The sequence below is a fragment of the Catenulispora yoronensis genome (genome assembly GCF_039531695.1).
GTDB classification, from domain to species: Bacteria; Actinomycetota; Actinomycetes; order Streptomycetales; family Catenulisporaceae; genus Catenulispora; species Catenulispora yoronensis.
The window spans coordinates 25,927-49,671 of sequence record NZ_BAAAQN010000079.1 but is presented as its reverse complement, the minus strand read 5'-3'; the positions used below and the strand labels follow the sequence as shown (position 1 = coordinate 49,671).

General features: G+C 71.3%; 21 protein-coding genes. 9 read left to right on the top strand and 12 right to left on the bottom strand.

The features are described 5' to 3' along the window. Positions 1–283 precede the first annotated feature (283 nt). Positions 284–1,150, bottom strand: a complete 867-nt coding sequence (locus tag ABD481_RS41310) for a TIGR03560 family F420-dependent LLM class oxidoreductase (RefSeq protein ID WP_344671366.1) — start codon at positions 1,148–1,150, stop codon at positions 284–286. Between the two features lie 8 nt (positions 1,151–1,158). Beyond that, a complete protein-coding gene (gene ilvD / locus ABD481_RS41305; protein WP_344671365.1) occupies positions 1,159–3,012 on the bottom strand; it encodes a dihydroxy-acid dehydratase in 1,854 nt (617 codons plus the stop codon). 134 nt (positions 3,013–3,146) lie between these two features. On the opposite strand from ilvD, the gene ABD481_RS41300 reads away from it, so the two are divergent. After that, positions 3,147–3,989, top strand: a complete 843-nt coding sequence (locus tag ABD481_RS41300) for a hypothetical protein (protein WP_344671364.1) — start codon at positions 3,147–3,149, stop codon at positions 3,987–3,989. Here ABD481_RS41300 and ABD481_RS41295 read toward each other — a convergent pair whose 3' ends face one another. From ABD481_RS41295 to ABD481_RS41280, 4 genes are all read right to left on the bottom strand, one after another. Continuing rightward, positions 3,990–5,501, bottom strand: coding sequence for an MFS transporter (locus ABD481_RS41295; protein WP_344671363.1), 1,512 nt, complete (start codon positions 5,499–5,501; stop codon positions 3,990–3,992). It lies immediately after the preceding gene. A 67-nt stretch (positions 5,502–5,568) separates the two neighbouring features. Continuing rightward, a complete protein-coding gene (locus ABD481_RS41290; RefSeq protein WP_344671362.1) occupies positions 5,569–6,126 on the bottom strand; it encodes a biliverdin-producing heme oxygenase in 558 nt (185 codons plus the stop codon). Between the two features lie 89 nt (positions 6,127–6,215). Further along, a complete protein-coding gene (locus ABD481_RS41285; RefSeq protein ID WP_344671361.1) occupies positions 6,216–6,701 on the bottom strand; it encodes a MarR family winged helix-turn-helix transcriptional regulator in 486 nt (161 codons plus the stop codon). A gap of 130 nt (positions 6,702–6,831) precedes the next feature. Then, on the bottom strand, positions 6,832–7,857 hold the full coding sequence (locus tag ABD481_RS41280) for a DUF2127 domain-containing protein (RefSeq protein ID WP_344671360.1): 1,026 nt from the start codon (positions 7,855–7,857) through the stop codon (positions 6,832–6,834). A 109-nt stretch (positions 7,858–7,966) separates the two neighbouring features. Here ABD481_RS41280 and ABD481_RS41275 point away from each other — a divergent pair, with 109 nt between their 5' ends. Further along, positions 7,967–8,275, top strand: a complete 309-nt coding sequence (locus tag ABD481_RS41275; RefSeq protein WP_344671359.1) for a DUF3817 domain-containing protein — start codon at positions 7,967–7,969, stop codon at positions 8,273–8,275. Between the two features lie 47 nt (positions 8,276–8,322). On the opposite strand, the gene meaB is transcribed toward ABD481_RS41275, so the two are convergent. Continuing rightward, positions 8,323–9,276: a methylmalonyl Co-A mutase-associated GTPase MeaB gene (meaB, locus tag ABD481_RS41270; protein WP_344671369.1), complete on the bottom strand. Its 954-nt coding sequence runs from the start codon at positions 9,274–9,276 to the stop codon at positions 8,323–8,325. Between the two features lie 41 nt (positions 9,277–9,317). Further along, complete coding sequence (locus ABD481_RS41265; RefSeq protein WP_344671358.1) at positions 9,318–10,514, bottom strand: acetyl-CoA C-acetyltransferase; 1,197 nt, start codon at positions 10,512–10,514, stop codon at positions 9,318–9,320. Positions 10,515–10,674: 160 nt separating this feature from the next. Here ABD481_RS41265 and mce point away from each other — a divergent pair, with 160 nt between their 5' ends. After that, positions 10,675–11,136, top strand: coding sequence for a methylmalonyl-CoA epimerase (gene mce, locus ABD481_RS41260; RefSeq protein ID WP_344671357.1), 462 nt, complete (start codon positions 10,675–10,677; stop codon positions 11,134–11,136). Positions 11,137–11,279: 143 nt separating this feature from the next. On the opposite strand, the gene ABD481_RS41255 is transcribed toward mce, so the two are convergent. From ABD481_RS41255 to ABD481_RS41240, 4 genes are all read right to left on the bottom strand, one after another. Continuing rightward, the gene (locus tag ABD481_RS41255) at positions 11,280–11,636 is read right to left on the bottom strand and encodes a hypothetical protein (protein ID WP_344671356.1); all 357 of its coding nucleotides are present in this window, start codon (positions 11,634–11,636) and stop codon (positions 11,280–11,282) included. After that, entirely contained in the window at positions 11,636–12,109 is a 474-nt protein-coding gene (locus ABD481_RS41250; protein WP_344671355.1) for a hypothetical protein, read from the bottom strand. The genes ABD481_RS41255 and ABD481_RS41250 overlap by 1 nt, the downstream gene beginning before the upstream one ends. Positions 12,110–12,199: 90 nt before the next feature. Beyond that, on the bottom strand, positions 12,200–12,910 hold the full coding sequence (locus tag ABD481_RS41245) for a polysaccharide deacetylase family protein (RefSeq protein WP_344671354.1): 711 nt from the start codon (positions 12,908–12,910) through the stop codon (positions 12,200–12,202). A gap of 76 nt (positions 12,911–12,986) precedes the next feature. Beyond that, the gene (locus ABD481_RS41240; protein ID WP_344671353.1) at positions 12,987–14,285 is read right to left on the bottom strand and encodes an MGDG synthase family glycosyltransferase; all 1,299 of its coding nucleotides are present in this window, start codon (positions 14,283–14,285) and stop codon (positions 12,987–12,989) included. Between the two features lie 172 nt (positions 14,286–14,457). Here ABD481_RS41240 and ABD481_RS41235 point away from each other — a divergent pair, with 172 nt between their 5' ends. The 6 genes from ABD481_RS41235 (at position 14,458) to ABD481_RS41210 (ending at position 23,638) form a co-directional block, all read left to right on the top strand. Continuing rightward, positions 14,458–15,741, top strand: a complete 1,284-nt coding sequence (locus ABD481_RS41235) for a sensor histidine kinase (RefSeq protein WP_344671352.1) — start codon at positions 14,458–14,460, stop codon at positions 15,739–15,741. 49 nt (positions 15,742–15,790) lie between these two features. Continuing rightward, entirely contained in the window at positions 15,791–16,432 is a 642-nt protein-coding gene (locus tag ABD481_RS41230; RefSeq protein ID WP_344671351.1) for a response regulator transcription factor, read from the top strand. A 28-nt stretch (positions 16,433–16,460) separates the two neighbouring features. Then, complete coding sequence (locus ABD481_RS41225) at positions 16,461–17,192, top strand: GNAT family N-acetyltransferase (RefSeq protein WP_344671350.1); 732 nt, start codon at positions 16,461–16,463, stop codon at positions 17,190–17,192. A 248-nt stretch (positions 17,193–17,440) separates the two neighbouring features. Continuing rightward, positions 17,441–18,808 (top strand): crotonyl-CoA carboxylase/reductase, encoded by a 1,368-nt coding sequence (ccrA, locus tag ABD481_RS41220; RefSeq protein ID WP_425559399.1) that lies wholly within the window; start codon positions 17,441–17,443, stop codon positions 18,806–18,808. 393 nt (positions 18,809–19,201) lie between these two features. After that, the gene (locus ABD481_RS41215) at positions 19,202–22,399 is read left to right on the top strand and encodes a hypothetical protein (RefSeq protein ID WP_344671349.1); all 3,198 of its coding nucleotides are present in this window, start codon (positions 19,202–19,204) and stop codon (positions 22,397–22,399) included. A gap of 285 nt (positions 22,400–22,684) precedes the next feature. Continuing rightward, entirely contained in the window at positions 22,685–23,638 is a 954-nt protein-coding gene (locus tag ABD481_RS41210) for a coiled-coil domain-containing protein (RefSeq protein ID WP_344671348.1), read from the top strand. Positions 23,639–23,745: the final 107 nt, after the last annotated feature.

Genomic DNA, 23,745 nt, shown 5'->3' with positions numbered 1-23,745 from the left:
CGCATCCTCACCCACCAAAACACCACACAACCAACCCCCACACCTTGACATAGGAGCATCGGAAAGACCGGAACCGAAGACCTAACTTTGGCAAAAAGCGGGGCACCCGGTCGCGATGACCACCGGTCCTGCTGGCCGCCGCCGGTTGTGATGGCGGCCAGTCTTCTTTTGCTTGCCGCCGCCGGTGGTGATCGTGGCGCGGCGACCGGTTGCGATGGGGTCCGGTCCTGCTGGCCAGTCTTGTTTTGTTGGCCGCTGGCAGCAGGGCGATCGTTCTGGGCTGCTAGCCCAGCGCTCGTAGCGCCGGCAGTCGCTCAGCGACCTGTTCCAAGTCGGCGAGCGGATGCTCTGGGCCGAAGAAAAGTACGATTTCGCTGAAGCCGGCGTCGAGCCAGGGGGCTATGTCGTCGATGACGCGGTGGGGGGTGGGGCGGAGTTGGACTGAGCGGCGGATTTCGGTGGGGTTGCGGCCTGCTTTGGTGCACCAGGTGTCCAGGACTTTGGACAGGCGGGTGGCTTCGGCGAGGCCGGAGTGGTTCACGGTGTTCCAGACGTCGGCTTGTTCGGCTACTAGTTTCAGCATGTGTTTTTCGCCGGTGCCGCCGAGCCAGATCGGGGGGTGGGGTTTTTGGAGGGGTTTGGGGGCGTGGACTGCTTGGTGGAGGGTGTAGTGCTCGCCGGTGAAGGTTGTGGTGGGGGCTGACCAGAGGCTTTTGATGATGGTCAGGGATTCGGCGAGCTTTTCTATGCGGTGGCGGGGGGTGCCCAGGTCCAGGCCGAGCATGTGGTGTTCGTATTCGGCCCAGCCGGCGCCTATGCCGAATTCCAGGCGGCCGTTGCTGAGGTGGTCGACTGTGGTGGCTATCTTGGCCAGGGTGGCGGGGTGGCGGAGGGTGTTGGCGGTCACCATGCAGCCGAGGCGGGTGGTGCGGGTTTCGGAGGCCATGGCGGACAGGAGGGTCCAGCCGTCGAAGAGGTCGATCGCGGGGTCGGGTTCGGCCACGGTGGCGGCGTTGCCGACGCCGGCCAGGTGGTCGTAGACCCAGAGGTGGTCGAAGCCTGATTCGTCGGCGAGGCGCCAGAAGGCCCGCAGGGCGGCGATGGTCGTGCCCTGCGGGACCAGTTTGGCGCCGAGGCGGAGCGGGGGCATCGGGGGTGCTACTTGCCGATCTGGCCCAGGTCGCGGACGCCGCCGGTGGCGGCGCTGGAGGCCAGGGCGGCGTAGGCGCGCAGGGCCACGGAGACCGGGCGGTCGCGGTCGCGGGGGTGGTAGCCGCCGAGCTCGGTCAGGAGCTTGGTGCGGCGGGCGTCCAGGACCTCGGGGTCGACGTCGAGGTGGAGGGAGCGGGTGGCGATGTCGATCTTGATCGTGTCGCCGTCCTCGACCAGGGCGATGATGCCGCCGGAGGCCGCTTCCGGGGAGACGTGGCCGATGGACAGGCCGGAGGTGCCGCCGGAGAAGCGGCCGTCGGTGACCAGGGCGCACTTCGCGCCCAGGCCCACGCCCTTGAGGAAGGCGGTCGGGTAGAGCATCTCCTGCATGCCGGGGCCGCCCTTGGGGCCCTCGTAGCGGATGACGACGACGTCGCCCTCGACGATGTGCTTGGACAGGATCGCCTCGACCGCGTCGTCCTGGGACTCGAAGACCTTGGCCGGGCCGGCGAACTCCCAGATCTTCTCGTCGACGCCTGCGGTCTTCACGATGGCGCCGTCGGCGGCGATGTTGCCCCAGAGGACGGCCAGGCCGCCGTCCTTGGTGTAGGCGTGCGGGAGGTCGCGGACGCAGCCGTTCTCGGCGTCGGTGTCCAAGCTGGCCCAGCGGTTGGCGGTGGAGAAGGGCTCCGTGGTGCGGACGCCGCCGGGGGCGGCGTGGAACAGCTCGGTCGCGGCCTCGGAGGCGTGGCCGCCGCGGATGTCCCACTCGTCGAGCCAGGTCTGGAGGGTCGGGGCGTGGACGGCGTGGACCTCCGGGTCCAGCAGGCCGCCGCGGTGGAGTTCGCCCAGGATGGCCGGGATGCCGCCGGCGCGGTGCACGTCCTCCATGTGGAACTGGCTGCTCGGCGCCACCTTGGAGATGCACGGCACGCGGCGGGAGACCGCGTCGATGTCCTTCAGGCCGAAGCCGACGCCGGCTTCCTGGGCGGCGGCCAGCAGGTGCAGGACGGTGTTGGTGGAGCCGCCCATGGCCACGTCCAGGGCCATGGCGTTGCCGAAGGCGGCGGGGGTGGCGATGGCGCGGGGCAGGACCGACTCGTCGTCGCCGTCGTAGTAGCGGCGGGCCAGGTCCACGACCGTGGTGCCGGCGCGCTCGAACAGCTGGCGGCGGGCCTCGTGAGTGGCCAGCACCGAGCCGTTGCCGGGCAGTCCCAGGCCGAGCGCCTCGACCAGGCAGTTCATCGAGTTGGCGGTGAACATGCCGGAACAGGAGCCGCAGGTCGGGCAGGCGGAGCGCTCGATGCCGTCGAGCTGCTCGTCGGTGACGGACTCGTTGGCCGAGGCGATCATCGCGTCGATCAGGTCGATCTTGGAGTGCACCACGCCCTCGATGGCGGTGGTCTTGCCGGCCTCCATCGGGCCGCCGGAGACGAAGACCGTCGGGACGTTCAGGCGCAGCGCGGCCATCAGCATGCCGGGGGTGATCTTGTCGCAGTTGGAGATGCACACCAGGGCGTCGGCGCAGTGCGCGTTCACCATGTACTCCACGGCGTCGGCGATCAGCTCGCGGCTGGGCAGCGAGTAGAGCATGCCGGCGTGGCCCATGGCGATGCCGTCGTCGACGGCGATGGTGTTGAACTCCTTGGCGACGCCGCCGGCCTCCTTGACCGACTCGGCGACGATCTCGCCGACGTTGCGCAGGTGCACGTGGCCCGGCACGAACTGGGTGAAGGAGTTGGCGATCGCGACGATCGGTTTGCCGAAGTCGTCGTCCCCCATGCCGGTGGCCCGCCAAAGGGCTCGGGCCCCAGCCATGTTGCGTCCGTGGGTACTAGTCCGGGACCGCAGGGCGGGCATGGTGGCTCCGTTCTACTGGTGATGCTCGACTGCTACTCGTCGTTGAGACAGACATTCTCGCACTGTGGACTCTATCGCTCCAGCCACGTCCGGGGAGTGGACGACCGGGCCGGTCCCGTGCGTACTATCGGCACGTGGCGAAGTCTGGGCGGGGACAGAGCGTGACCGACCTGCTGGATTTCTCGGACCGGAGACGGCCCAAGAACTATGTGACGCTCCGCGTCTTCACCGTGCTCGCGGCGGTCGTCGCGGTTCCGTTCACGATCGTGGCGGCGGTGTGCGCGGTGCTGTTGTTCCCGTCACAGGCCGACCAGGAAGCCTACGACAAGGCGCCGATCTGCGCGGCCGGGGTGACGAGCACGCACGACTGCGCGCTCCAGACCACGGCGCAGGTGGAGTACGTCGACTCCTGGAAGAACACCGGCAAGAACGCCCATGGCTACACCACCAAGGCCGACCTGGTGCCGGTCGCCGGGAAGCGGGAGTCGATCACGGTGTCCAAGTCCCGTGACCTGACCTCGGAGATCAGCGTCGGCGACACCTGGCCGGTGCTGGTGTGGCGGGACGTCATCACCCGCTACACCTTCGACGGCACGACCCACGACGCCGACAAGAACCCGCACAAGATCGTGGTCCAGTTCCTCATCGCGACGCCGGCCTGTCTGGCTGTCGCGGCGTTCTTCGGCCGGGCCTTCATCCGCCGGGTGATACCGATGCGGGTCGCGAACAACCCGGCGCGGCACCGGATCCCGGAGTGGACGCTGCTGGTGCTGTGCGCGGCGACCGTCGTCGCGGCGTCCGTGCACGCCTCGTACGTCGCCTCGGTCTTCGCGCTACTGGGTGTCACGGCCCTGATCGGGTCGGTGGCGGTGTGGCCGTTCCTGCCGTGGGTCCTGGAATCCGACCCGGGTTCAGTGCTGGGGCGCGGGCAGACGCAGCGGGCCATGCAGCGCTACAGCCCCCGCCGGCTCCCCTGATCAGGCCCCTGTGTCGGCGACCATCGCGGCGGCCTTGCGCCCGCGCCAGTCGATGATCCCGACCAGCAGCGCCGCGGCCTCGAAGCAGATCGCCACGACGCCGCCGGCCTGGAAAGCGTTCGCGAAGCCCTTGCCGTGGGACACGCGGGAGAAGAACACCGCGCCGACGCAGGCGATGCCGAGCGCGGAGCCGAGTCGCTGACCGGTCTGCATCACGCCGCCGGCCGTCCCGGCGCGGACCACCGGCACCTCGGACAGCGACAGCGCCAGGTTGGGCGCGATCACCAGGCCGGAGCCGACGCCGGCGACGAGCAGCGGCAGCGAGGCCGCGACGCCCGCGCCGCGGCCGTGCACCCAGTGCACGACCAGGATCGTCGCGCCGGTCGCGACCGTGACCAGCACGATGCCGAGGATCACCAGGGCCCGGCCGTGCTTGCCGACCAGCCGGCCGCCGAGGGTGGCGCTGACCGCCGAGCCGAGCGCGAACGGCGTGGTGGCCAGGCCCGCCTCCAGGGCGCTGTAGTCCAGTCCGTTCTGGAGGTAGAGCGTGAAGATGAAGAAGATCGTGGTGAACCCGGCGAAGTAGAGCAGGCCGAGGGTGGCGCCGCGGGTGTAGGAGCGGATGCGCAGCAGGGTCGGCGGCACCAGCGGCGTGTGGCCTTCGGCGGCGACCCGGCGCTCCCAGGCCGCGAACGCGCCGAGCAGCAGCACGCCCAGGACCACCAGCCACCACTTGCCGCGGCCGGTCCACTGCTGTTCCTGCACCAGCGGCAGCATGATCGCGACCACCGCGCCGCCGAGCAGGACCACGCCGAGCCAGTCGACGCGGCCGCGGGTGCGGGCCACGCCGGCTCCGACGCAGCCGGGGATCAGGCGCAGCGCGAGGGCGAAGGCGACGACGCCGATCGGCAGGTTGACGAAGAACACCCAGCGCCAGCCGTGCTCCTCGCCGCCGGCCGCGATCAGCAGCCCGCCGACCAGCGGGCCGACCGCGGTGGCCAGGCCGACCGTGGCGCCGAAGTAGCCGAAGGCCCGGGCCCGCGCGTCGCCGCTGAACATCTCCTGGATCAGGCCGGAGATCTGCGGCCCCAGGATGCCGGAGGCCAGACCCTGGATCAGGCGGGCGATCACCAGGAACGTGGCGTTCGCGGCGATGCCGCACAGGCCGGAGGCGACGGTGAAGGCGGCCAGGCCGACCAGGAACGCCGTGCGGCGGCCCACCATGTCGCCGAACACGCCGGCCGGGACCAGGATCAGGCCGAAGGTGAGGGCGTAGCCGGACACCACCCAGGACAGGTCGGCGGGGCTGGCGTTCAGGCCCTTCTGCATCGAGGGCAACGCGACGTTGACGATGGAGACGTCGAGCAGCGTCATGAAGCCGACGAGGAGGCAGACCGCCAGGGCCCGGTGCTTGCGGGCGTCGGAGAGGTCGGCGATGCCGGGGATGACGGAATGCGACTCGGGCTGGTCGGCGGCGGCCGTGCCGGGACCGGGGTTCTCCGAGGCGCTCATACGCGTCACGGTTACAGCGTCGAAGATCGCCCGCAAGTCGGACCGGCCACGCGGTGGAGCGGGAGGATCAGGCCGTCGGCATCCGGCGCCGGGCGCGGGAGAGTTCGGCGTCCTGCTCCCGGCTGAGCCGGCGGGCCACGCGCAGTTCGTCGCGGAGGTCGCGGCGCTGGACCTCGGTCCACGGAACGGCGTCGACGAGCCTCTGGAACTGGGCCCGCAGGGCATCGGGGCCGTCGTAGGCGTAGAAGGCGACGCCGGGGGCGCCCCGCTCGACGCCGAGGATTTCGGCGGCCTGCCGGCCGGCGTGCTCGGCCGCCGACAGGTCGGCGAGGCAGCGGACCAAGGCGTGCGCGACGTAGTGCTCGGGGCTGGCGGGTGCGACCGCGCGGATGCGCTCGGCGTAGCGGCGGGTGGCCGGGAGCGGCCGGGTGTATTCGAGCTCTGAGCGCCAGTGCGGACCGTGGAAGTGTTCGAGGTCGGTCAGCAGGGCGGTGCGGCGGCGCAGCCCGGCCAGCAGCAAGGGTCCAACCTGCGGATCGCCGGCGAGCGCCACGGCCGCGTCTTCCAGGGCCGTGTAGACATCAAGGAGTTCGCGGGCGTGGAGCGCGTATTCGGCCGGGGTCATGGAGCCCTCTCGATGCTTAGGTGAGCCTTGCCTAAGCTACCAAGGCGAGGGTGGTGGGGGAAGCGCTCGGCCGGGCCTCTGAAGAGGGGTTATTCCCGTCCGGACTCCAGGCCCTTCGCTATGGCGCCGAGGGCGTCGCCGAGCGCGACGAGCTGCTCCCGGGTCAGCGGCTCGACGAACGACTCGCGGACGTCGCGCACGTGGCTCGGGACCGCGGTCAGCAGCTTCTCCCAGCCCTCGTCGGTGAGCACGGCGAAGAAGCCGCGGCCGTCGGTCTCGCAGGGTTCGCGCCGGACCAGGCCTTCCTTCTCCATCCGGCTGATCTGGTGCGACAGGCGGCTCTTGGACAGCAGCGCGCCCTCGGCCAGCTCGGTCATCCGCAGCCGGCGCAGCGGTGCCTCGCTGAGCCGCGCCAGCACCTCGTAGTCGATCAGGGTGAGGCCGTGCCCCCGGCCGAGGCCGGCGTTGAGCCGGTCCGGCAGCAGCCGCATGACCGAGATGTACTGGCGCCACACAGCCTGCTCGGTCTCATCGAGCCATGGGGTCTCGGGATCCTCCGTGCCGTGGGCGCTCATGGTCCAAGTTTAGCGGCACTGGTTGAAGATGAAACGTTTTCGGGCCGCCGACCTGGTGGATCGGCGGCCCGGTGGGTCGGCAGGCCGGTAAGTCACCGGCCCGGTGCGGGACAGCGGTCCCGGCGTCGCGTCACGCGCCGCCGGCCGCCTCCTCCGGCTGGGGCTCGCGCGACAACTGGACGGTGGCCGACTCCGAACGCGGTTCCTGCGGCAGCAGCACGGTCGCCGCCTGCGCCTGCGGTTCCCGCGGCAGCAGCACAGTGGCCGCCTGCGACTGCGGCTGCGACTGTGCCTGTGGCTGCGGCTCCCGCGACTGCTGCGCGGCCTTCTCCAGAGCGATCTCGCCGGCCGCCTCGCGGGCGTGCGGCTTCGGACCGCCGCAAGCCGCGATCTCGACCGTGAGCAGCGCGTCCGCGTGCTTGGCGGCCTCGAACGCCTCGCCGCCGCCCCGGATCCCGAACAGCCGCTTGGACACCAGCAGGTAGACCACGGCGCCGACGTTGATCGCGAAGGTGCAGGCCGCGAAGATCCAGGACTTGTGCTCGTGGATCTTGTTCAGGCCGTCCCAGACCTCCAGCGGCAGGAAGATCGAGGTGCCGACGGCGGTGAGGTACTCGCCCCAGCGCTTGGACATCCACAGCCCGACGCCCTCGACGGTCTCCAGCAGCGCGTAGCCCGCGAGCAGCCCGGCGACGACGTGCACCGTCTTCGGCTTGTAGTCGAAGGCCTTGCGGATCCGCTCCACCACGCCGGCGTGCTCCACGTCCCAGCCGAAGTGGTTGGCCAGCGGCTTGAACGCGGTCAGGTCGGACTCGAACAGCTGCCGCACCGCGTTCTGGTTGCTGCCGAACTTCCACACCGCCCAGGCGATGAAGGCGATCACCACGCCGCGGCCGATCCGCTCCACGGCCAGGACCCGCAGGATCAGCAGGTCGCGCAGGGCCTTGCCACGCGGCACGATCGGCGCCTCGTCCGCCGGTCCGCTGCCCTTGGGCTCGCCGATCACGAAGTCGCCGCAGCGCAGGCAGCGCCACGCCCGGCCGTGGACGGTCTCCACTTGAAGTCGTGCGGCCAGATCCGGCTCGATACCGGGTCCGACCGGTGCGTAGGTCTCGTGCCCCCGCCGCGCGCAATGGCGCCTGTTCCAGTCACGCATGGTGCACAGCGTAGGGGGGAGCGCCGACGCGTAACAGCGACTCAGGTATTCTCCTGGCTGATACCGACACGATGTCGGCATTAGGGCCGTTGAACAGCGAGGAACACCCGTGACCACTGCCGATGTGACCACCGCCGCTGATGCGAAGCTCGCGCGGTTCCGCTGGGTGTCGCTGGCGGAGGGGGTTTCCTTCCTGCTGCTGCTGTGCGTCGGGATGCCGCTGAAGTACGGCGCCGACATGCCGGCCGCGACGATGGTGTTCGGCTCGCTGCACGGCATCCTGTTCCTGGCCTACCTGGCGCTGGCCTGGGACCAGAAGCAGGCGCAGGGCTGGGACGGGAAGCGGTTCGGCGTGGTGCTGCTGGCGTCGGTGCTGCCGACCGGGCCGTTCTGGCTGCACAAGTCGCTGAAGAAGTGACGGTGTAAGGCTTCTCACACGCGAACCGGGCGCGGGCGCGTCCGCGCTCAGTCGCTGACGCCCGCCACCAGCTCGTCGGCCGCCGAGTACGGGTCCAGCTCGCGCCCCACGACCCGGTCGGCCAGCGCCGACAGCCGGCGGTCGCCGTGCAGGTCGCCGATCCGGGCGCGCAGCGTGGCCAGGGCGATGCCCTCGATCTCGACCGAGGCCCGGTACCGGCGGCGCTCGGCGAGCTTGCCGTTGCCCTCCAGCCAGGCCTTGTGCTTGTCCAGCGCCTCGACGAACTCGTCGATGCCCTGGCCGGTGGCGGCGACCGTCTTCACGATCGGGGGGCGCCAGTCGCCGGGGTTGCGGGACTCGCCGAGGGCCAGCATGTGGCCGAGTTCGCGGGCGGTGGCGTCGGCGCCGTCGCGGTCGGCCTTGTTCACCACGAATACGTCGCCGATCTCCAGGATCCCGGCCTTGGCGGCCTGGATGCCGTCGCCCATGCCGGGGGCCAGCAGCACCACCGCGGTGTCGGCGGTGCCGGCGATCTCGACCTCGGACTGGCCGACGCCGACGGTCTCGATCAGCACCACGTCGCAGCCGGCCGCGTCCAGGACCCGGACCGCCTGCGGGGTGGCGGCGGACAGGCCGCCGAGGTGGCCGCGGGAGGCCATGGAGCGGATGTAGACGTCGCGGTCGGTGGCGTGCTCCTGCATCCGCACCCGGTCGCCGAGCAGCGCGCCGCCGGAGAACGGCGAGGAGGGGTCGACGGCGAGCACGCCGACCCGCTTGCCCTGTTTGCGGAACGCCGTGACCAGCGCCGAGGTGGAGGTGGACTTGCCCACCCCGGGGGATCCGGTGAGGCCGACCACGTACGCGTTGCCGGCGTACGGGGTCAGGGCCGCCATCACCGCGCGCAGCAGCGGCGAGCCGTCCTCCACGTGGGAGATCAGGCGCGCCACCGCGCGGGGGTCGCCCTTGCGCGCGCGTTCGACGAGGTCTGTCACATCGGTCACATCGGTGCTGGCCACGGCGGATGATCCTAGTTCGTCGCGCTTCAGCCGCGCTCGGGGACGGTGATGATCAGGGCGTCGCCCTGGCCGCCGCCGCCGCACAGCGCGGCCGCGCCGGTGCCGCCGCCGCGGCGCTGGAGCTCCAGGGCCAGGCTGAGCACCAGGCGGGCGCCGGACATGCCGATCGGGTGGCCCAGGGCGATGGCGCCGCCGTTGACGTTGACGATGTCGTCGGAGACCTCCAGGTCGCGGGTGGACTGCACGCCGACCGCGGCGAAGGCCTCGTTGATCTCGATCAGGTCCAGGTCGGCCACGGTCAGGCCCTGCTTGGCCAGGGCGTGCCGGATGGCGTTGGAGGGCTGGGACTGCAGCGAGGTGTCGGGGCCGGCGACGTTGCCGTGCGCGCCGATCTCGGCGATCCACTCCAGGCCCAGCTCCTCGGCCTTGGCGCGGGACATCACGACCACGGCGGCGGCGCCGTCGGAGATCTGCGAGGAGGTGCCGGCGGTGATGGTGCCGTCCTTGGTGAAGGCCGGGCGCAGGGCGGCCAGGCCGTCGACGGTGGTGTCGGGGCGGATGCCCTCGTCGGTGGTGAACAGGATCGGGTCGCCCTTGCGCTGCGGGATCGACACCGGGGTGATCTCGGCGTCGAACACGCCGTTCTTCTGGGCGGCGGCGGCGCGCTGGTGGGAGCGGGCGGCGAACTCGTCCTGCGGGGCGCGCTCGATGCCCAGGCGGGTGTTGTGCCGCTCGGTGGCCTGGCCCATGGGGATGTTCTCCCAGGGGTCGGTGAGGCCGTCGTAGGCCATGGCGTCGAGCATCTCGATCGCGCCGTACTTGAAGCCCTCGCGGGACTTGGGCAGCAGGTGCGGGGCGTTGGTCATGGACTCCTGGCCGCCGGCCACCACGATGTCGAACTCGCCGGCCCGGATCAGCTGGTCGGCCAGCGCGATGGCGTCCAGGCCGGACAGGCAGACCTTGTTGATGGTGAGCGCCGGCGTCGTGAGCGGGATGCCGGCGGCCACCGCGGCCTGCCGCGCCGGGATCTGCCCGGCGCCGGCCTGGAGCACCTGGCCCATGATCACGTACTGCACCTGCTCCGGCGCGACCCCGGCCCGCTCCAGCGCGGCCTTGATCGCGACCCCGCCGAGCTCGGCGCCGGAGAAGTTCTTGAGGGAGCCGAGCAGGCGCCCCATGGGGGTGCGCGCGCCTGCGACGATGACCGACTTGGTAGCGCTCACGACGATGCTCTCCAGTGTCTGCCGAGGGGTGAGGGGAAAAATGACTGCCACTGCTGCTGGACAGCCTAGTCACCAGTAAATTACTCGTCAGTAGCTTAGGGTGTCGCCTTCGACACAACCAACTAGGCGCGACGGCGCCGGCCCATGGAGGATGGTCCCCATGTCATCTCCCCTCACGCGCATCGACCACATCGGCATCGCCTGCCGCGATCTGGACGAGACCGTCGAGTTCTACCGCGCCACCTACGGCTTCGAGGTCTTCCACACCGAGACCAACGAGGAGCAGGGGGTCCGCGAGGCGATGCTCAAGATCAACGACACCGGCGACGGCGGCGCCAGCTACCTCCAACTCCTGGAGCCGATCCGCGAGGACTCGGCCATCGCCAAGTGGATGGCGAAGAACGGCGAAGGCGTCCACCACATAGCCTTCGGCACGGCCGACGTGGTCACCGTCACGGACGACATCGTCGGCAAGGGCATCCGCTCCCTGTACGAACAGCCGCGCCGCGGAAGCATGGGCTCGACGATCAACTTCCTGCACCCGAAGGATGCGCACGGGGTGCTGGTGGAGTTGGTGCAGGCGGCGGAGGGCGGGGACGGCGGGGAGCACGGGGAGCACTGAGCGAGTGGTGAGCGGCTGGTAAGCGGCTAGCGAGCGGCTAGTGAGCGGCTAGTGAGCGGCTAGTGAGCGGCTTCGGCACAGGTCACCCGGGTGAGGCGGATCGCGCGACTCACTCGGGTGGGCTCACTCGGGCGGCTCAGTGGTCAGCGGCGTCGGCCGCGGGAGTCGGTTTGTCCCGGGTGGCCGGTGCCGGCCTCGGTGATCCATAAGGTGCGGTGCAGGTCGTCGATCGCGTACCAGATGCGACCACCGCCGGTCACCTCGTACTGCCATTGCTCAAGGAGTCCGGAGGCCTCGGTGATGAAAACCGATGCCTTGTCTCCCTTCAAACGGTGCTGTCGCCCATCGAGGCCGCGAGGGTAGCCAGTCATCGCCACCCAGGCCCGGTCCAGGTTGTCAGGCACACACGCCAGAAGCTCTCGCCAGCCGAGCGCCGCCCGCCGATCCTTGACGCGGACAGACCACGGATGCGGCCGGGGCACTTCGTCTCCGCGCCGCATCAAGCCGGCTCCTGGGGAATCGGCCGCTCCAGCGGAAGGCTCTGCGCCGGGTCGATCGGCTCGGACAGCCTCGCCGCCAGTTCCGGATCCGACCACACCTCCGCCGTCGCGCGCCAAGCGCGGAAATCGCGGACGAAGGGCATGATCAGGCCGGTGTCGGCGGCTGCGACGAGGTCGGCCAGCAGTTCTTTGACGCACTCCGGGCGCTCCTTCGCGGGGAGCCAGTGCAGCCAGGAGATCTCCTCGGAGAGGATCTCTTCGGTCAGTTCCGGGTCGCGCCTGTTCAGGGCGGCGAACGAGCGGGCCATGAGCGACAGGGCCGATACCTCGCCGTTGTGGGCGTGCTCGTACATCAGCGCGAGGTTGGCTTCGCCGCGACGTTCCAATATCACCACTTTTGACTCCTCGAGTGCGGGCAGGACCTGCGACGGGTTGCGCAGGAAAGTGCTGTACGGAAAGGTCTCGGTCGCCATGCGGCCACGGTAGTTCTGAAGTAGTTCAGAAGTCCAGGGAGTTGTCCCTCGAAAGTGGACATTCTTCGCGGCGATTCACCCTCGCCACGCTCAGCGTCCGCTGACGCGGCCGTGCTCCCGCAGCGGGCCGACCTTCCAGCCGCGCTGCTCGCAGTGGTCCAGCAGCAGCGGGACGGCGCCGAGGGTGGAGTGCCAGGAGTTGGGCTTCGCGGTGCAGTCGGTGTCGTGGAGCAGGATCGTGCCGCCGCCGTGGAGGTCCTTGGTGACCTGCTTCAGGACGGAGGTGGAGGTGGCGCGCGCCGTCCAGTCCTCGCCCCAGCTGGTCCAGAGAGTCGGGCGGAGATTGAGGCGGCGGGCCGAGAGGTGGGCGGCGGTGGTCATGACGCCGTAGGGCGGGCGGAAGAGGCGGGGTTCCTCGCCGGTGAGGCCGGCGAGGAAGTCGCGGGCGCGGGCGAGGTCGGTGTGGGTGGCGCGGGGGCCGCGGAACAGGAGGCTGCGGTGGTGCCAGCCGTGGACGGCGATCTCGTGGCCGGCGGCGTGGAGCTCATGGACCAGGCCGGGGGCGCGTTCGGCCATGGAGCCGAGGAGGAAGAAGGTCGCGTGGACGCCGCGGGCGGCCAGGAGGTCCAGGAAGCGGGGGGTGGAGTTGGGGTCGGGGCCGTCGTCGAAAGTGAGGGCGACGTGGTCGGGGGCGCCGCGGGCGGCGAGGCCGGGCAGGACGCGGTTGCGGGCGGGGCCGAGCGTGGTGGTGGCGGGGAACGGGTGGGTCAGCAGGCTGGCGGCGGTGGTCAGGGCGGTCATTTCGAAACTCCTTGGAGGAGAAGAAGGTTGAGATTCAGCGGGCGCGAGGTGCGGGCAGGGCAGGGCAGTGGATGATTCAGACCACTGCGAATTCAGGCGAGACAGCACCGGCGGTGTGCCCGACTCCCCCGGCCTCGTTCCCCAGCCATCCCAGCTCCCGCAGCAGCGCGACGATCAGCTCGTCGGGCGCCGCGCCCTCGCCGACCATCGCCAGGCCGGCCTTGCGCTGGCGCAGGCCGCGCAGGCCGGAGGTCAGTTCCAGCAGGGCGCCGGGCAGTTCCTCGGGGGTGCGGATCCACGTCGCCAGGCCGGCCTCGTCCAGGACGGCGGCGTTGGTGCGGCCGTGGCCGACCAGGCTGCGGTAGGTCGCCACCGGCAGGCCGGATGCGAAGGCCTCCAGCGTCGAGGACGCCCCCGCGTTCTGCACCATCACGTCGCACGCGGCCATCAGCGTCGGCATGTCGCCGACCCAGCCGAACACGTGCGGCAGGCCCGCGGCGCGCAGGCGTCGGCGCAAGGTTTCGTTGCGCCCGCACACCACCACCGGTGTCACCACGCCCGAGGCGGCCAGGTCGAAGGCCGTCTCGGCGATGTCGCCGACGCCCCAGGAGCCGCCGAGCAGCAGCGCCAGCGGCTTCTCGGCGCCGGACAGCCCGAACCTGGCGCGCGCCGCCAGCCGCTCGGCCGACGAGCGCCGGACAAAGCGCTGCGACACCAGAGGCCGCGCGACCGCGACCCGACCGGCACCGGTCCGCTCCCCCATGCCAATGCCCATGCCCATACCGACGCTCGCATCCGCGCCCGCGCCCATGCCCGCGCCAACGCCAACGCCAACGCCAACGCACGCACCGGTACCCGCGCCAAAACCAGTACCGCCACCGCCACCCACCACATGCTCCACCGCCTGCCCCGCCGTCACCGCATGCGACGCCAAATACAGATCCACCCCCTCCGCGATCCACAGCGGATGCACCGAGAAGTCCGTGAACGTCACCACCACCGGCACCCGCAGCCGTCCCGACGCCCGCAGTCGCGCCAGCACCTGCGCCGCCAGCGGGTAGGTCGCCACCGCCGCGACCGCGTCGGCCGGTATCGCGGCCAGCACCGCCTGCTCGGCTCCCTTCAACAGCCGGCGCTGCACCAGGCCGGGGCGGGCGGTGCGTTCGGTGCGCGAGTAGATGCACTGATACACCTTCGGCGCGTGGGTGATGATCCGCTTGTAGGACTCGCAGACGGCGCGGCCGGCGGGCATCAGGGTGAGGAAGTCGTGCCGGTCGACGGCGAAGCCGCGCGCGGACAGGCGGTCGGCCAGGGCGGCCGCGGCGCTGTCGTGACCGGCGCCGACCGAGGCGGAGAAGATGACCACGCGGGACATGGGAGTCCTTTTCTGAGCGTCTGGAGGAGTTGTTCGGACTCCCTCAATGCTCGGCACGCGGGGCCTCCGGATCAGTAGTGCGACCTGGCGACTAGGGGGTGGGGCCAGCACCACCCCCGCGGTGAGGCGCACCTCATGGACCCGCCTCGACCAGCGCGAATACCGTGGAGGCGTGCCCACGAAACGAGAACTGCGCAGAGCCCGGTGGTCCGAGGCCGGCTGGGAGCTCATGTTCCTGGTCACCGGACTGCCGCTGTGGGCCGGCGCGATGGTGGTGCTCAGCGTCTGGACGCAGCCGGTCCGGCAGGTCGTCCACACGGCGGCGCCCTCCTCGGCGATCCGGTTCCTCGTGTCCCTGCTGGTCATGCTGCTGGTGCTGATGGCCGCCGCGCCGATGCTGACCGGCTGGCAGCGGCGCCGGTTCCGGGCGTTCCGGGGCCTGGAGATCCACGAGGTCGAGACGCCGCCGCTGCACCGCGGCCAGGTCCGCGCGGCGCTGCGGTCCGAGGCGCTGTGGCGCCAGACGCTCTACCACCTCGTCGCCGGACCGCTGATCGGCGGGGTGATCGTGCTGGGGCTCTGGCTGGCCGGCGTGACGGCGTTCGTCAGCCTCCAGGTCGTCGAGCGCGTTCTGGGCACCCGCCCGTTCAACGGCGGCGCCTCCCCGGCCCTGTCCAAGGAGAAGTTCTTGGCGCAGATCGTGCTCCTGCTCGTCGTGGGCTTCGGCGCCCGCCTGATCCCCCGCCTGGTCGGCCGGCTCGCGCGCGCCGACGAGCTCGCCGCCCGCCGGCTGCTCGGCCCCAACGAGACGATCGTCCTGGCGCGCCGCGTGCAGACGCTGTCGGACTCCCGCGCCGCCGCGGTGCAGGCCGCCGACGGCGAGCGCCGCCGCATCGAGCGCGATCTGCACGACGGGGCGCAGCAGCGTCTGATGTCCCTGGCGGTGCATCTGGGTATCGCCCGCAAGACGCTGAAGGACGTGCCGCCGGACGCCATGGCCGTCATCGTGGACGCCCACGAGCAGGTCCGGCAGGCGATGGCGGAGATCCGCAACCTGGTGCGGGGCCTGCATCCGGCGGTCCTGGACGACCGCGGCCTGGACGCCGCGCTGTCCGGGGTGGCGGCGCGGTCGGCGGTCCCGGTGCGGCTGAGCGTCGGGCCGACCGGCGCGCTGAGCGCGTCGGTGGAGACCGTGGCCTACTTCGTCGTCTCGGAGGCGCTGGCCAACGTGGTCAAGCACTCGCGGGCGTCGCAGGCCGCGGTGGACGTCAGCCGCGAGTCGGACCGGCTCCTGGTCCGGGTCTCGGACGACGGGGTCGGCGGCGCGAACGCGGCCGGCGGCAGCGGGCTGACCGGCCTGGCGCACCGGGTCGCTTCGGTGGACGGCCGGCTGCGGCTAACATCACCCTCCGGCGGCCCGACCGTGCTGACCGCCGAGCTGCCTTGCGGGGTGTGAGGCGCGGGGCGCGGCGGCCGTGAGCCGCCCGCGACGCCAAGGGGGAACCATGCGCGTGGTGATCGCGGACGACTCGGTCCTGATCCGGGCCGGAGTGGTCCGGGTGCTGGAGCTCGCCGGGCACGATGTCGTGGGCGAGACCGGGGACGGGACCACGCTGCTGACCGCCGTCGACGAGCACCGCCCGGACGCGGTGGTGGTCGACGTCCGGATGCCGCCGACGTTCAAGGACGAGGGCATCACCGCCGCCGTGGAGATCCGCCGCCGCTGGCCGGACACCGCGGTCCTGGTGCTGTCGCAGTTCGTGGAGGAGCGCTACGCCACCGACCTGCTGGCCCACGACACCGCCCGGATCGGTTATCTGCTCAAGGACCGCGTGGCCGACATCGACTCCTTCATCGAGGCGCTGGAGCGGGTCGCGGCCGGCGGCACCGCGCTGGACCCGGAGGTGGTGGCCCAGCTGCTGGTGCGCCGTCCCGCCGACCCGCTGGACCGCCTCACCCCGCGCGAGCACGACGTGCTGGCGCAGATGGCCGAGGGCCGGGCCAACGCGGCGATCGCGGCGCGGCTGCTGGTCAGCGAGAGCGCGGTCGGGAAGCACATCAACAACATCTTCATGAAGCTGGACCTTCAATCGGACGACGTCGGCCACCGTCGGGTCCTGGCCGTATTGCGATACCTGGCGGCGTGAGGGCCGGGTCCGCTACTAGCCTCCGCACATGGATCTTCAAGCTGTCGCCGCGACCGGGTGGGGCTACGTAGAACACAGCTATATAGGTGAATGGGAACTTCGCGCCGCCGGCGGTCACACCTCGCGCGCCAACTGCGCACTCCCTATAGGGGATTCCGGGATGACGCTCCCTGAGTCCCTGAACGCCGTCCGGCATTGGTTCGAAGAACGAGGACTGCCCGGCCGGGTCCAGACCGTCGAGGGCAGTTCCCTGGATCAGGCGATCGCCGCACTCGGCTATAGGGAAACCGAAGGCGCGGCTCTCCGTAGGAGCGCGCCTCTGCGTCCGGCACTGGAGATCCTGCGCGCCAGCGCGAATGATGCGCGCATAGCGGAGCTCACTAAAGAACTCCCCGCGGACTACTTCACCGTGTATCGGCGCGGCCTCGGCATCCCGGAGTTCCAGACCATCCTGACGACCGGCGATGCCGAGATCGCCTTCGCGGTTGTTCGCGGCGACAACGGCGAGGCCCTCTCCGTTGGTCGCGTCGCCATTGACAAGGCGACCGGGCATGCCGGGATCGCGGCTCTGGCCACCTCCGAACACGCCCGGCGGCGCGGACTTGCCCGGATCGTTTTGCGTGACCTCCTAGCGTTCTCGGCGGAGCACGGTGCGGAGAACACCTATTTGGAAGTAGAGGAGCAGAACGTCCCCGCACTCGCTCTCTACGATTCCCTCGGCTTCACCACCGCGCACCGCTATCACACCCGTCTTCTCTGATCCCGTTCTCCGCAGCCGCGACTTCCGGAGCTGCGAGTTCCGATGTCGTCGGGCGGCCTGTCAAGGTGCTGCAACGTGATAGGCGGCCGGTGGAATCTGTGACAAGGCCCACCTAGCCAGGGTGTGCCCGGAGCGGGATAGTTACCAGTGAGTAGCTCCCGCTCCCTCACTCCCAGGGCCGGCAGCCGTACTGCCCTCACAGACGGCAAGCCAAGGCCCTCGACACCGCCGACCCTTGGAGGCCGACGATGCAGCACGAGACAGCGATGCCTTTTGAAACGGTGCAGATCCTCGCGGCGATCCAGGCCGGGGACACCCCGGCCGCGGACTTCGCGCACCTGAAGCTCCCGTCCTCCTACCGCGCGGTCACCGTGCACGCCGACGAGGCGGAGATGTTCGCCGGCCTGGCCGGCCGGGACAAGGACCCCCGGCGCTCGCTCCACGTGGAGGACGTGGCGACGCCGGAGCTGGGTCCGGGCGAGGCGATCGTCGCGGTGATGGCCAGCGCCATCAACTACAACTCGGTCTGGACCTCGATCTTCGAGCCGGTCAGCACCTTCGGCTTCCTGAAGCGCTACGGCAAGGTCTCCGAGCTCACCCGCCGCCACGACCTGCCCTACCACGTGATCGGCTCGGATCTGGCCGGCGTGGTGCTGCGCACCGGCCCGGGCGTCAACAAGTGGAAGCCCGGCGACGAGGTGGTCGCGCACTGCCTGAGCGTCGAGCTGGAGGACGCCGAGGGCCACGACGACACCATGCTGGACCCGCAGCAGCGGATCTGGGGCTTCGAGACCAACTTCGGCGGCCTGGCGCACCTGGCGCTGGTGAAGGCCAACCAGCTGATGCCCAAGCCGGCGCACCTCACCTGGGAGGAGGCCGCCTCCCCGGGCCTGGTCAACTCCACCGCCTACCGGCAGCTGGTCTCCAAGAACGGCGCCGCGATGAAGCAGGGCGACGTGGTGCTGATCTGGGGCGCCTCCGGCGGCCTGGGCAGCTACGCGACGCAGATGGCGCTGAACGGCGGCGCGATCCCGATCTGCGTGGTGTCCTCCCCGGACAAGGCGGAGATCTGCCGCGCCATGGGCGCCGAGCTCATCATCGACCGCGCCGCCGAGGGCTACCGCTTCTGGAAGACCGAGGACGAGCAGGACCCCAGGGAGTGGCAGCGCTTCGGCGCCAGGATCCGCGAACTGACCGGCGGCGAGGACCCCGACATCGTCTTCGAGCACCCGGGCCGGGAGACCTTCGGCGCCAGCGTCTACGTCGCCAAGCGCGGCGGCCGGATTGTGACATGCGCCTCCACCTCCGGCTTCATGCACAGCTACGACAACCGCTATCTGTGGATGAACCTGAAGCGGATCATCGGCTCGCACTTCGCCAACTACCGCGAGGCCTGGGAGGCCAACCGCCTGATCGACAAGGGCATGATTCATCCCACATTGTCGCGCTCCTACCGGCTGGAGGAGACCGGCCAGGCCGCCCACGACGTCCACCGGAACCTGCACCAGGGCAAGGTCGGCGTGCTGTGCCTGGCCCCGGAGGAGGGCCTCGGGGTGCGTGACGCCGCCAAGCGCGAGCGGTTGCTCCCGGCGATCAACCGGTTCCGGAACGTGTGATCCCGGTCACGCCGCGCGGGCCGGGCCGCGGGCCCGCCCCGCGCTCCGCAAGGCACTGATTCGGGGGGCCGTCCGACTTGAGCGGGCGGGGCTCCCCGGCCTGGTACGATCCGAACCCGTAACTCATTCCCCGGCCCGACTAGGTGTCATCCGGCCGGAAATCTGACACGATTCACTGTCATGGGACCAGGGCGGCTCGACGAACGCAGCACGGATCGCTACGGCGATCGTGCCGGCGATCGCGGATCCCACGCCAGGCGCGGGGGGTCCGGCAGCGGCGCGCCATCGGGCGGCTACCCTCCGCGGTCCCGGTCGCCGTATCCCGGCGAATCCTGGGAGGACGAGCCCGACCCCGGTTACGACCGGCACGACGTCGAGGCCACCTTCGCCGAGATGGAGAAGGAGCTCGAGAAGCTCCGCGGCGCCCGCGACGAGGCCGTCACCGACACCGAGGATCTGCGGTACCAGATCGAGGTCCTGCGCTCCAAGCTGCACGAACAGCGCCGGCTGGCCGCCCAGCCGCGGTTCGACAACATCTCGGTGCAGGTGGAGCAGATGCTCCGCAACGCCCAGTTGCAGGCCGACCAGGTGCGCGCCGCCGCCGAGCGGGAGCTGCGCGAGTCCCGGGCCAAGACCGCCCGGCTGCTGGAGGAGGCCGCGCACCGCTCGGCCGAGCTCGAAGCCGAGTGGCACACCGAGGTCGGCAACCGCCGCCAGTCCCTGGACCGGGAGCTGACCGAGAAGCGGCAGCAGGCCGAGGCCCAGGTCAACGAGATGGCGGTGTGGGCCGAGAAGGTGCGCTCGGACACCGAGGCGCACCGCGGCCGGATCATCGAGGCGGCCCGCGCCGAGGTCGAGGCCGGCCGCGACCGGATAGCGATGGAGACCGCCCAGGCCATCGAGCACGTCCGCATGGAGACCGAGAACATGCGGACCGCGGCGCGCGCCGAGGCCGAGAAGACCCGGGGCGCGGCCAACAACGAGGCCGAGCGGGTCCTGACCGCCGCGGGCAGCCACGCGCACCAGGCGCAGGAGCACGCCGCGCAGATCCGGTCCACCGCCAAGGCGGAGGCCGAGACCACGGTCAACGCCGCGCGCGCCGAGGCCTCGCGGATCCTGATGGAGTCCGGCGCGCAGGCCGAGCGGACCCGGGCCGAGACCAGCGCCGAGGCGATGCGGGTGCGGGGCGAGGCCGACGCGGCCGCCCAGCAGGCCCGGGCCGAGGCGGCGAACGACGCGGCCCGGATGCGCCAGGAGGCGCGGCTGGAGGCCGACCAGGTCACCGGGAACGCCGGCCGGATCCTGGCCGAGGCCGAGGAGCAGGCCGCGCAGCGCCTGGAGCAGGTGGCCCGGACCGTCGAGGAGCTGCTGGCCAAGGGCCACTCGGACGCCGACACCACCCGGCGGGCCGCCGAGGAGGACGTGGCGCCGCTGCGCGGCCAGGTCGAGGCGCTGCACGCGCAGGCCGGGGAGTTGCACGCCGCGGCCCAGCAGGCGCACGAGGACGCGCACACGGCCGCGGAGCAGCTGCGGGTGGACACCGAGGCCGGTGTCGAGGCGATGCAGAACGCCGCGCGCGAGGAGATCGGGCGGCTGCGCGAGAAGGCGCAGGCCCGGATCGACGAGCTGCAGGCGGTCACCGAGGCCGAGACCGCGCAGGCGCGGGCGGACGCCGAGACCTACGCGGTGAACGTGCACGCCGAGGCCGACGCCTACTCGCAGCACACCCGCGGCGAGGCGGAGTCCTACGCGCAGAACCTGCACACCGAGGCGGACGCCTACGCCCTGGGCCTCCAGACCGAGGCGGACGCCTACTCGCAGACCACCCGCAACGACGCCGACGCCTATTCGCAGGGCACGCGCGGCGAAGCGGACAAGTACTCCCAGAACGTCCACGGCGAGGCCGACAAGTACTCGCAGGGTGTGCGCACCGAGGCCGACGGCTACGCGCAGAACCTGCACGCCGAGGCCGACGCCTACGCGCAGCACACGGTCCGCGAGGCCGACACCTACGCGGCCAACACCCGCACCGACGCCGACGGCTACTCCGAGACCACCCGGGCCAGCGCCCGCGCCGAGGCCGACAAGCTGCGCGCGGACAGCGACGAGTACTCGCGCTCGATGCGGCGGGACGCCGATTCCTACGCCACCCAGACCCGCGCCGAGACCGACGCCGAGGCCGGCAAGGTCCGGGCGGACGCCGACACGTACTCGCAGCAGACCCGGCAGGGCGCCGACAAGTACTCGGCGCAGTCCCGGGCCGACGCCGAGGTGTACTCCAACAGCGCGCGGGCCGAGGCGGACACCTACGTCATCAAGGCGAAGGCGGACGCCGAGCGCGCCGCCGAGACCACCCGGTCCGACGCCGAGCGGCACGCCAACGGCCTGCGCGCCGAGGCCGAGGTGTACGCGGCCAAGACCAAGGCCGACTCCGAGCGGCTGGCCGAGAAGGCGCGGGCGGACGCCGAGCGGCAGGCCGCGGCCGTCCGCACCGCCGCCGACGACTACGCGACCGCCACCCGGGCCGAGGTGGAGGCGTACGCGGCACAGGCCAAGGCCGACGCCGACCGGGCCGGCCAGGTCACCAGGGCCGAGGCCGACTCCTACGGCGCGCAGACCCGGCAGGCCGCCGAGGACGCCGGCGCCGAGGCGATCGCCGCGGCCGAGCGCGAGGCCCGGCGGATCGGCGAGGAGGGCGAGCGCTATGCCGCCGCCGTGCGCGCCGAGGTCGCCGGGATCGTGGACGAGGCGCAGGCCGCCGCCGACCGGCAGCTCGCCGACGCCGAGCGGATCCGCGGCGAGGCCGAGACCGCCGCGGCGATGCTCGGGGTGGAGGCCGCCGAGGAGTCGGCGACCGTGCGCTCCGAAGCCCGCCGGGACGCCTCGGCGATGCGGGCCGAGGCCGAGGCCGCGCTGGCCGAGGCCCGGACCAAGAGCGAGACGATGGTCACAGCGGCCAAGTCCGAGTCCGAGCGGATCCACCACGAGTCGGCGGCCACGGCCGAGGCGGCCCGGCTGGACGCCGACCGGATCCGGGCCGAGGCCCGCGAGGAGGCCGGCCGCAAGCTGGAGACCGCCGGCCGGGACGCGGACAAGCTGGTGGCGGTGGCCCGGCAGGAGGCCGCGAAGCTGCGCGCCACCTCCGAGGCCGAGGCCGACCGGTTGATGGCGGGCGCCCGCGAGGAGTCGCAGCGGCTCACCACCACCGCGCAGAACGACGCCGAGCGCGCCACCACGGCGGCCCGCGCGGATGTGGACCGGATAAGGCGGACCGCCGACGGCGTGCTGGAAGCCGCCGACGCCAAGGCGCTGGAGACCCGGGAGCGGGCCAACTCCGAGGCCGAGAGCACGGTCGCGAGCGGGCGCAAGCAGGCCGCCGAAACCGTGGCCGAGGCCCGGGAACTGGCCGAGCAGCTGGTGGCCAAGGCCAAGGAGGAGACCGACCGGATGCGCGCCGACGCCAAGCGCGAGGTCGAGGAGATCGAAGTGCGCAAGCAGGAGATCAAGGCGGAGATGGCGCGCGTGCACGGCGTGCTCGACGCGCTGGCCACGTCGGTGTCGGTACCGGTCGGACCGCCGTCCGAGGACTGATGGAGGTTCCGGCCCGGTTGCCCGTCCCCAACCCGCCGCGAAGGCTCGCGGTGCTGGTGGTGCGTGTGCACGGCCCGTAAAGTCATGATCAACTCGCGCCACTCGATAGGGCGGAGTTCCTCCGATCCCCGGCTTCGATTCGGCCACAGCCGGTCGAACCACAGCCGGATTCGTGCCAGGATTCCCCTACACCCTCACCGGCTTCCGGTACACCTTCACCGCCACTTGTAGATTGTTCACTCACCCCCCGGCCCCTGCGGGCCAGTGAATCGCGACAGGGATCTCATGAGCGACATGCATTCGCCGCACGGCTTCGAGCAGGTGCGACGCGGGTACGACCCGGTTCAGGTCAACGACCGAATCACCAAGCTGATCGCCGAGCGCGACGCGGCACATTCGCGCTCGGGATCCCTGGAGAAGCGCATCGAGGAACTCCACCTGGAGAACCAGACGGTGCAGGCGCAGCTCGCCGACAGCGAGCCGAGCTACGCGGGTCTGGGTGCGCGGGTGGAGAAGATCCTGCGCCTGGCCGAGGAGGAGGCCAAGGACCTGCGCGAAGAGGCCCGCCGGGCCGCCGACGCGCACCGGGAGCTGGCCGACCAGGCCGCGATGAAGGTCCGTACCGACGCCGAGCAGTACGCCAAGGACCGCAAGGCCAAGGCGGACGAGGAGGCGCTGCGGATCGTCGAGAAGGCCAAGGACGACGCCAACCAGGTCCGCGCCACCGCCGCCAAGGACGCGGCGACCAAGCGCGAAGAGGCCGAGGCGCTGTTCGAGGAGACCCGGGCCAAGGCCGCGGCGGCCGCCACCGACTTCGAGACCAAGCTGGCCAAGCGCCGCGAGCAGTCCGAGCGCGACCTGGCCGCGCGCCAGGCCAAGGCCGAGAAGCGGCTGGCCGAGATCGAGAACCGGGCCGAGCAGCTGCGCCTGGAGGCCGAGAAGATGCGCACCGACGCCGAGCGCCGCGCCCGCTCGACGATCGAGACCGCGCAGCGCCAGGCCGACGACATCATCGCCGACGCGCGCAGCAAGACCGACCGGATCCGCAGCGAGGCCGAGCGCGAGCTGGCGGCGCTCACCCACCGTCGCGACAGCATCAACGCGCAGCTGCACAACGTGCGCGAGATGCTGGCCACGCTGACCGGCGGCGCGGTGAACATGAACGCGCTGGCGGCGCTGGACCAGGCCGAGGACGAGCTGGAGAAGGAAGACGAGGCGTCGATCCCGGCCCAGCGGTAACGCCGCGGACGCGGCCACTGCCACTGGCGGCCCCGGCGCCAGGTGTCACTGCGAACGCCCCGTTCCCTTCGTCGCGAAGGGAACGGGGCGTTCGGCGTGTTCGGCCG

Coding starts and splice junctions, on each gene's coding strand:
- ABD481_RS41310 (WP_344671366.1), bottom strand. CDS start 1,150: ATGCCCCCGCTCCGCCTCGGCGCCAAACTGGTCCCGCAGGGCACGACC.
- ilvD (WP_344671365.1), bottom strand. CDS start 3,012: ATGCCCGCCCTGCGGTCCCGGACTAGTACCCACGGACGCAACATGGCT.
- ABD481_RS41295 (WP_344671363.1), bottom strand. CDS start 5,501: ATGAGCGCCTCGGAGAACCCCGGTCCCGGCACGGCCGCCGCCGACCAG.
- ABD481_RS41290 (WP_344671362.1), bottom strand. CDS start 6,126: ATGACCCCGGCCGAATACGCGCTCCACGCCCGCGAACTCCTTGATGTC.
- ABD481_RS41285 (WP_344671361.1), bottom strand. CDS start 6,701: ATGAGCGCCCACGGCACGGAGGATCCCGAGACCCCATGGCTCGATGAG.
- ABD481_RS41280 (WP_344671360.1), bottom strand. CDS start 7,857: ATGCGTGACTGGAACAGGCGCCATTGCGCGCGGCGGGGGCACGAGACC.
- mce (WP_344671357.1), top strand. CDS start 10,675: ATGTCATCTCCCCTCACGCGCATCGACCACATCGGCATCGCCTGCCGC.
- ABD481_RS41255 (WP_344671356.1), bottom strand. CDS start 11,636: ATGCGGCGCGGAGACGAAGTGCCCCGGCCGCATCCGTGGTCTGTCCGC.
- ABD481_RS41250 (WP_344671355.1), bottom strand. CDS start 12,109: ATGGCGACCGAGACCTTTCCGTACAGCACTTTCCTGCGCAACCCGTCG.
- ABD481_RS41245 (WP_344671354.1), bottom strand. CDS start 12,910: ATGACCGCCCTGACCACCGCCGCCAGCCTGCTGACCCACCCGTTCCCC.
- ABD481_RS41240 (WP_344671353.1), bottom strand. CDS start 14,285: ATGTCCCGCGTGGTCATCTTCTCCGCCTCGGTCGGCGCCGGTCACGAC.
- ABD481_RS41230 (WP_344671351.1), top strand. CDS start 15,791: ATGCGCGTGGTGATCGCGGACGACTCGGTCCTGATCCGGGCCGGAGTG.
- ABD481_RS41225 (WP_344671350.1), top strand. CDS start 16,461: ATGGATCTTCAAGCTGTCGCCGCGACCGGGTGGGGCTACGTAGAACAC.
- ccrA (WP_425559399.1), top strand. CDS start 17,441: ATGCAGCACGAGACAGCGATGCCTTTTGAAACGGTGCAGATCCTCGCG.
- ABD481_RS41215 (WP_344671349.1), top strand. CDS start 19,202: ATGGAGAAGGAGCTCGAGAAGCTCCGCGGCGCCCGCGACGAGGCCGTC.
- ABD481_RS41210 (WP_344671348.1), top strand. CDS start 22,685: ATGAGCGACATGCATTCGCCGCACGGCTTCGAGCAGGTGCGACGCGGG.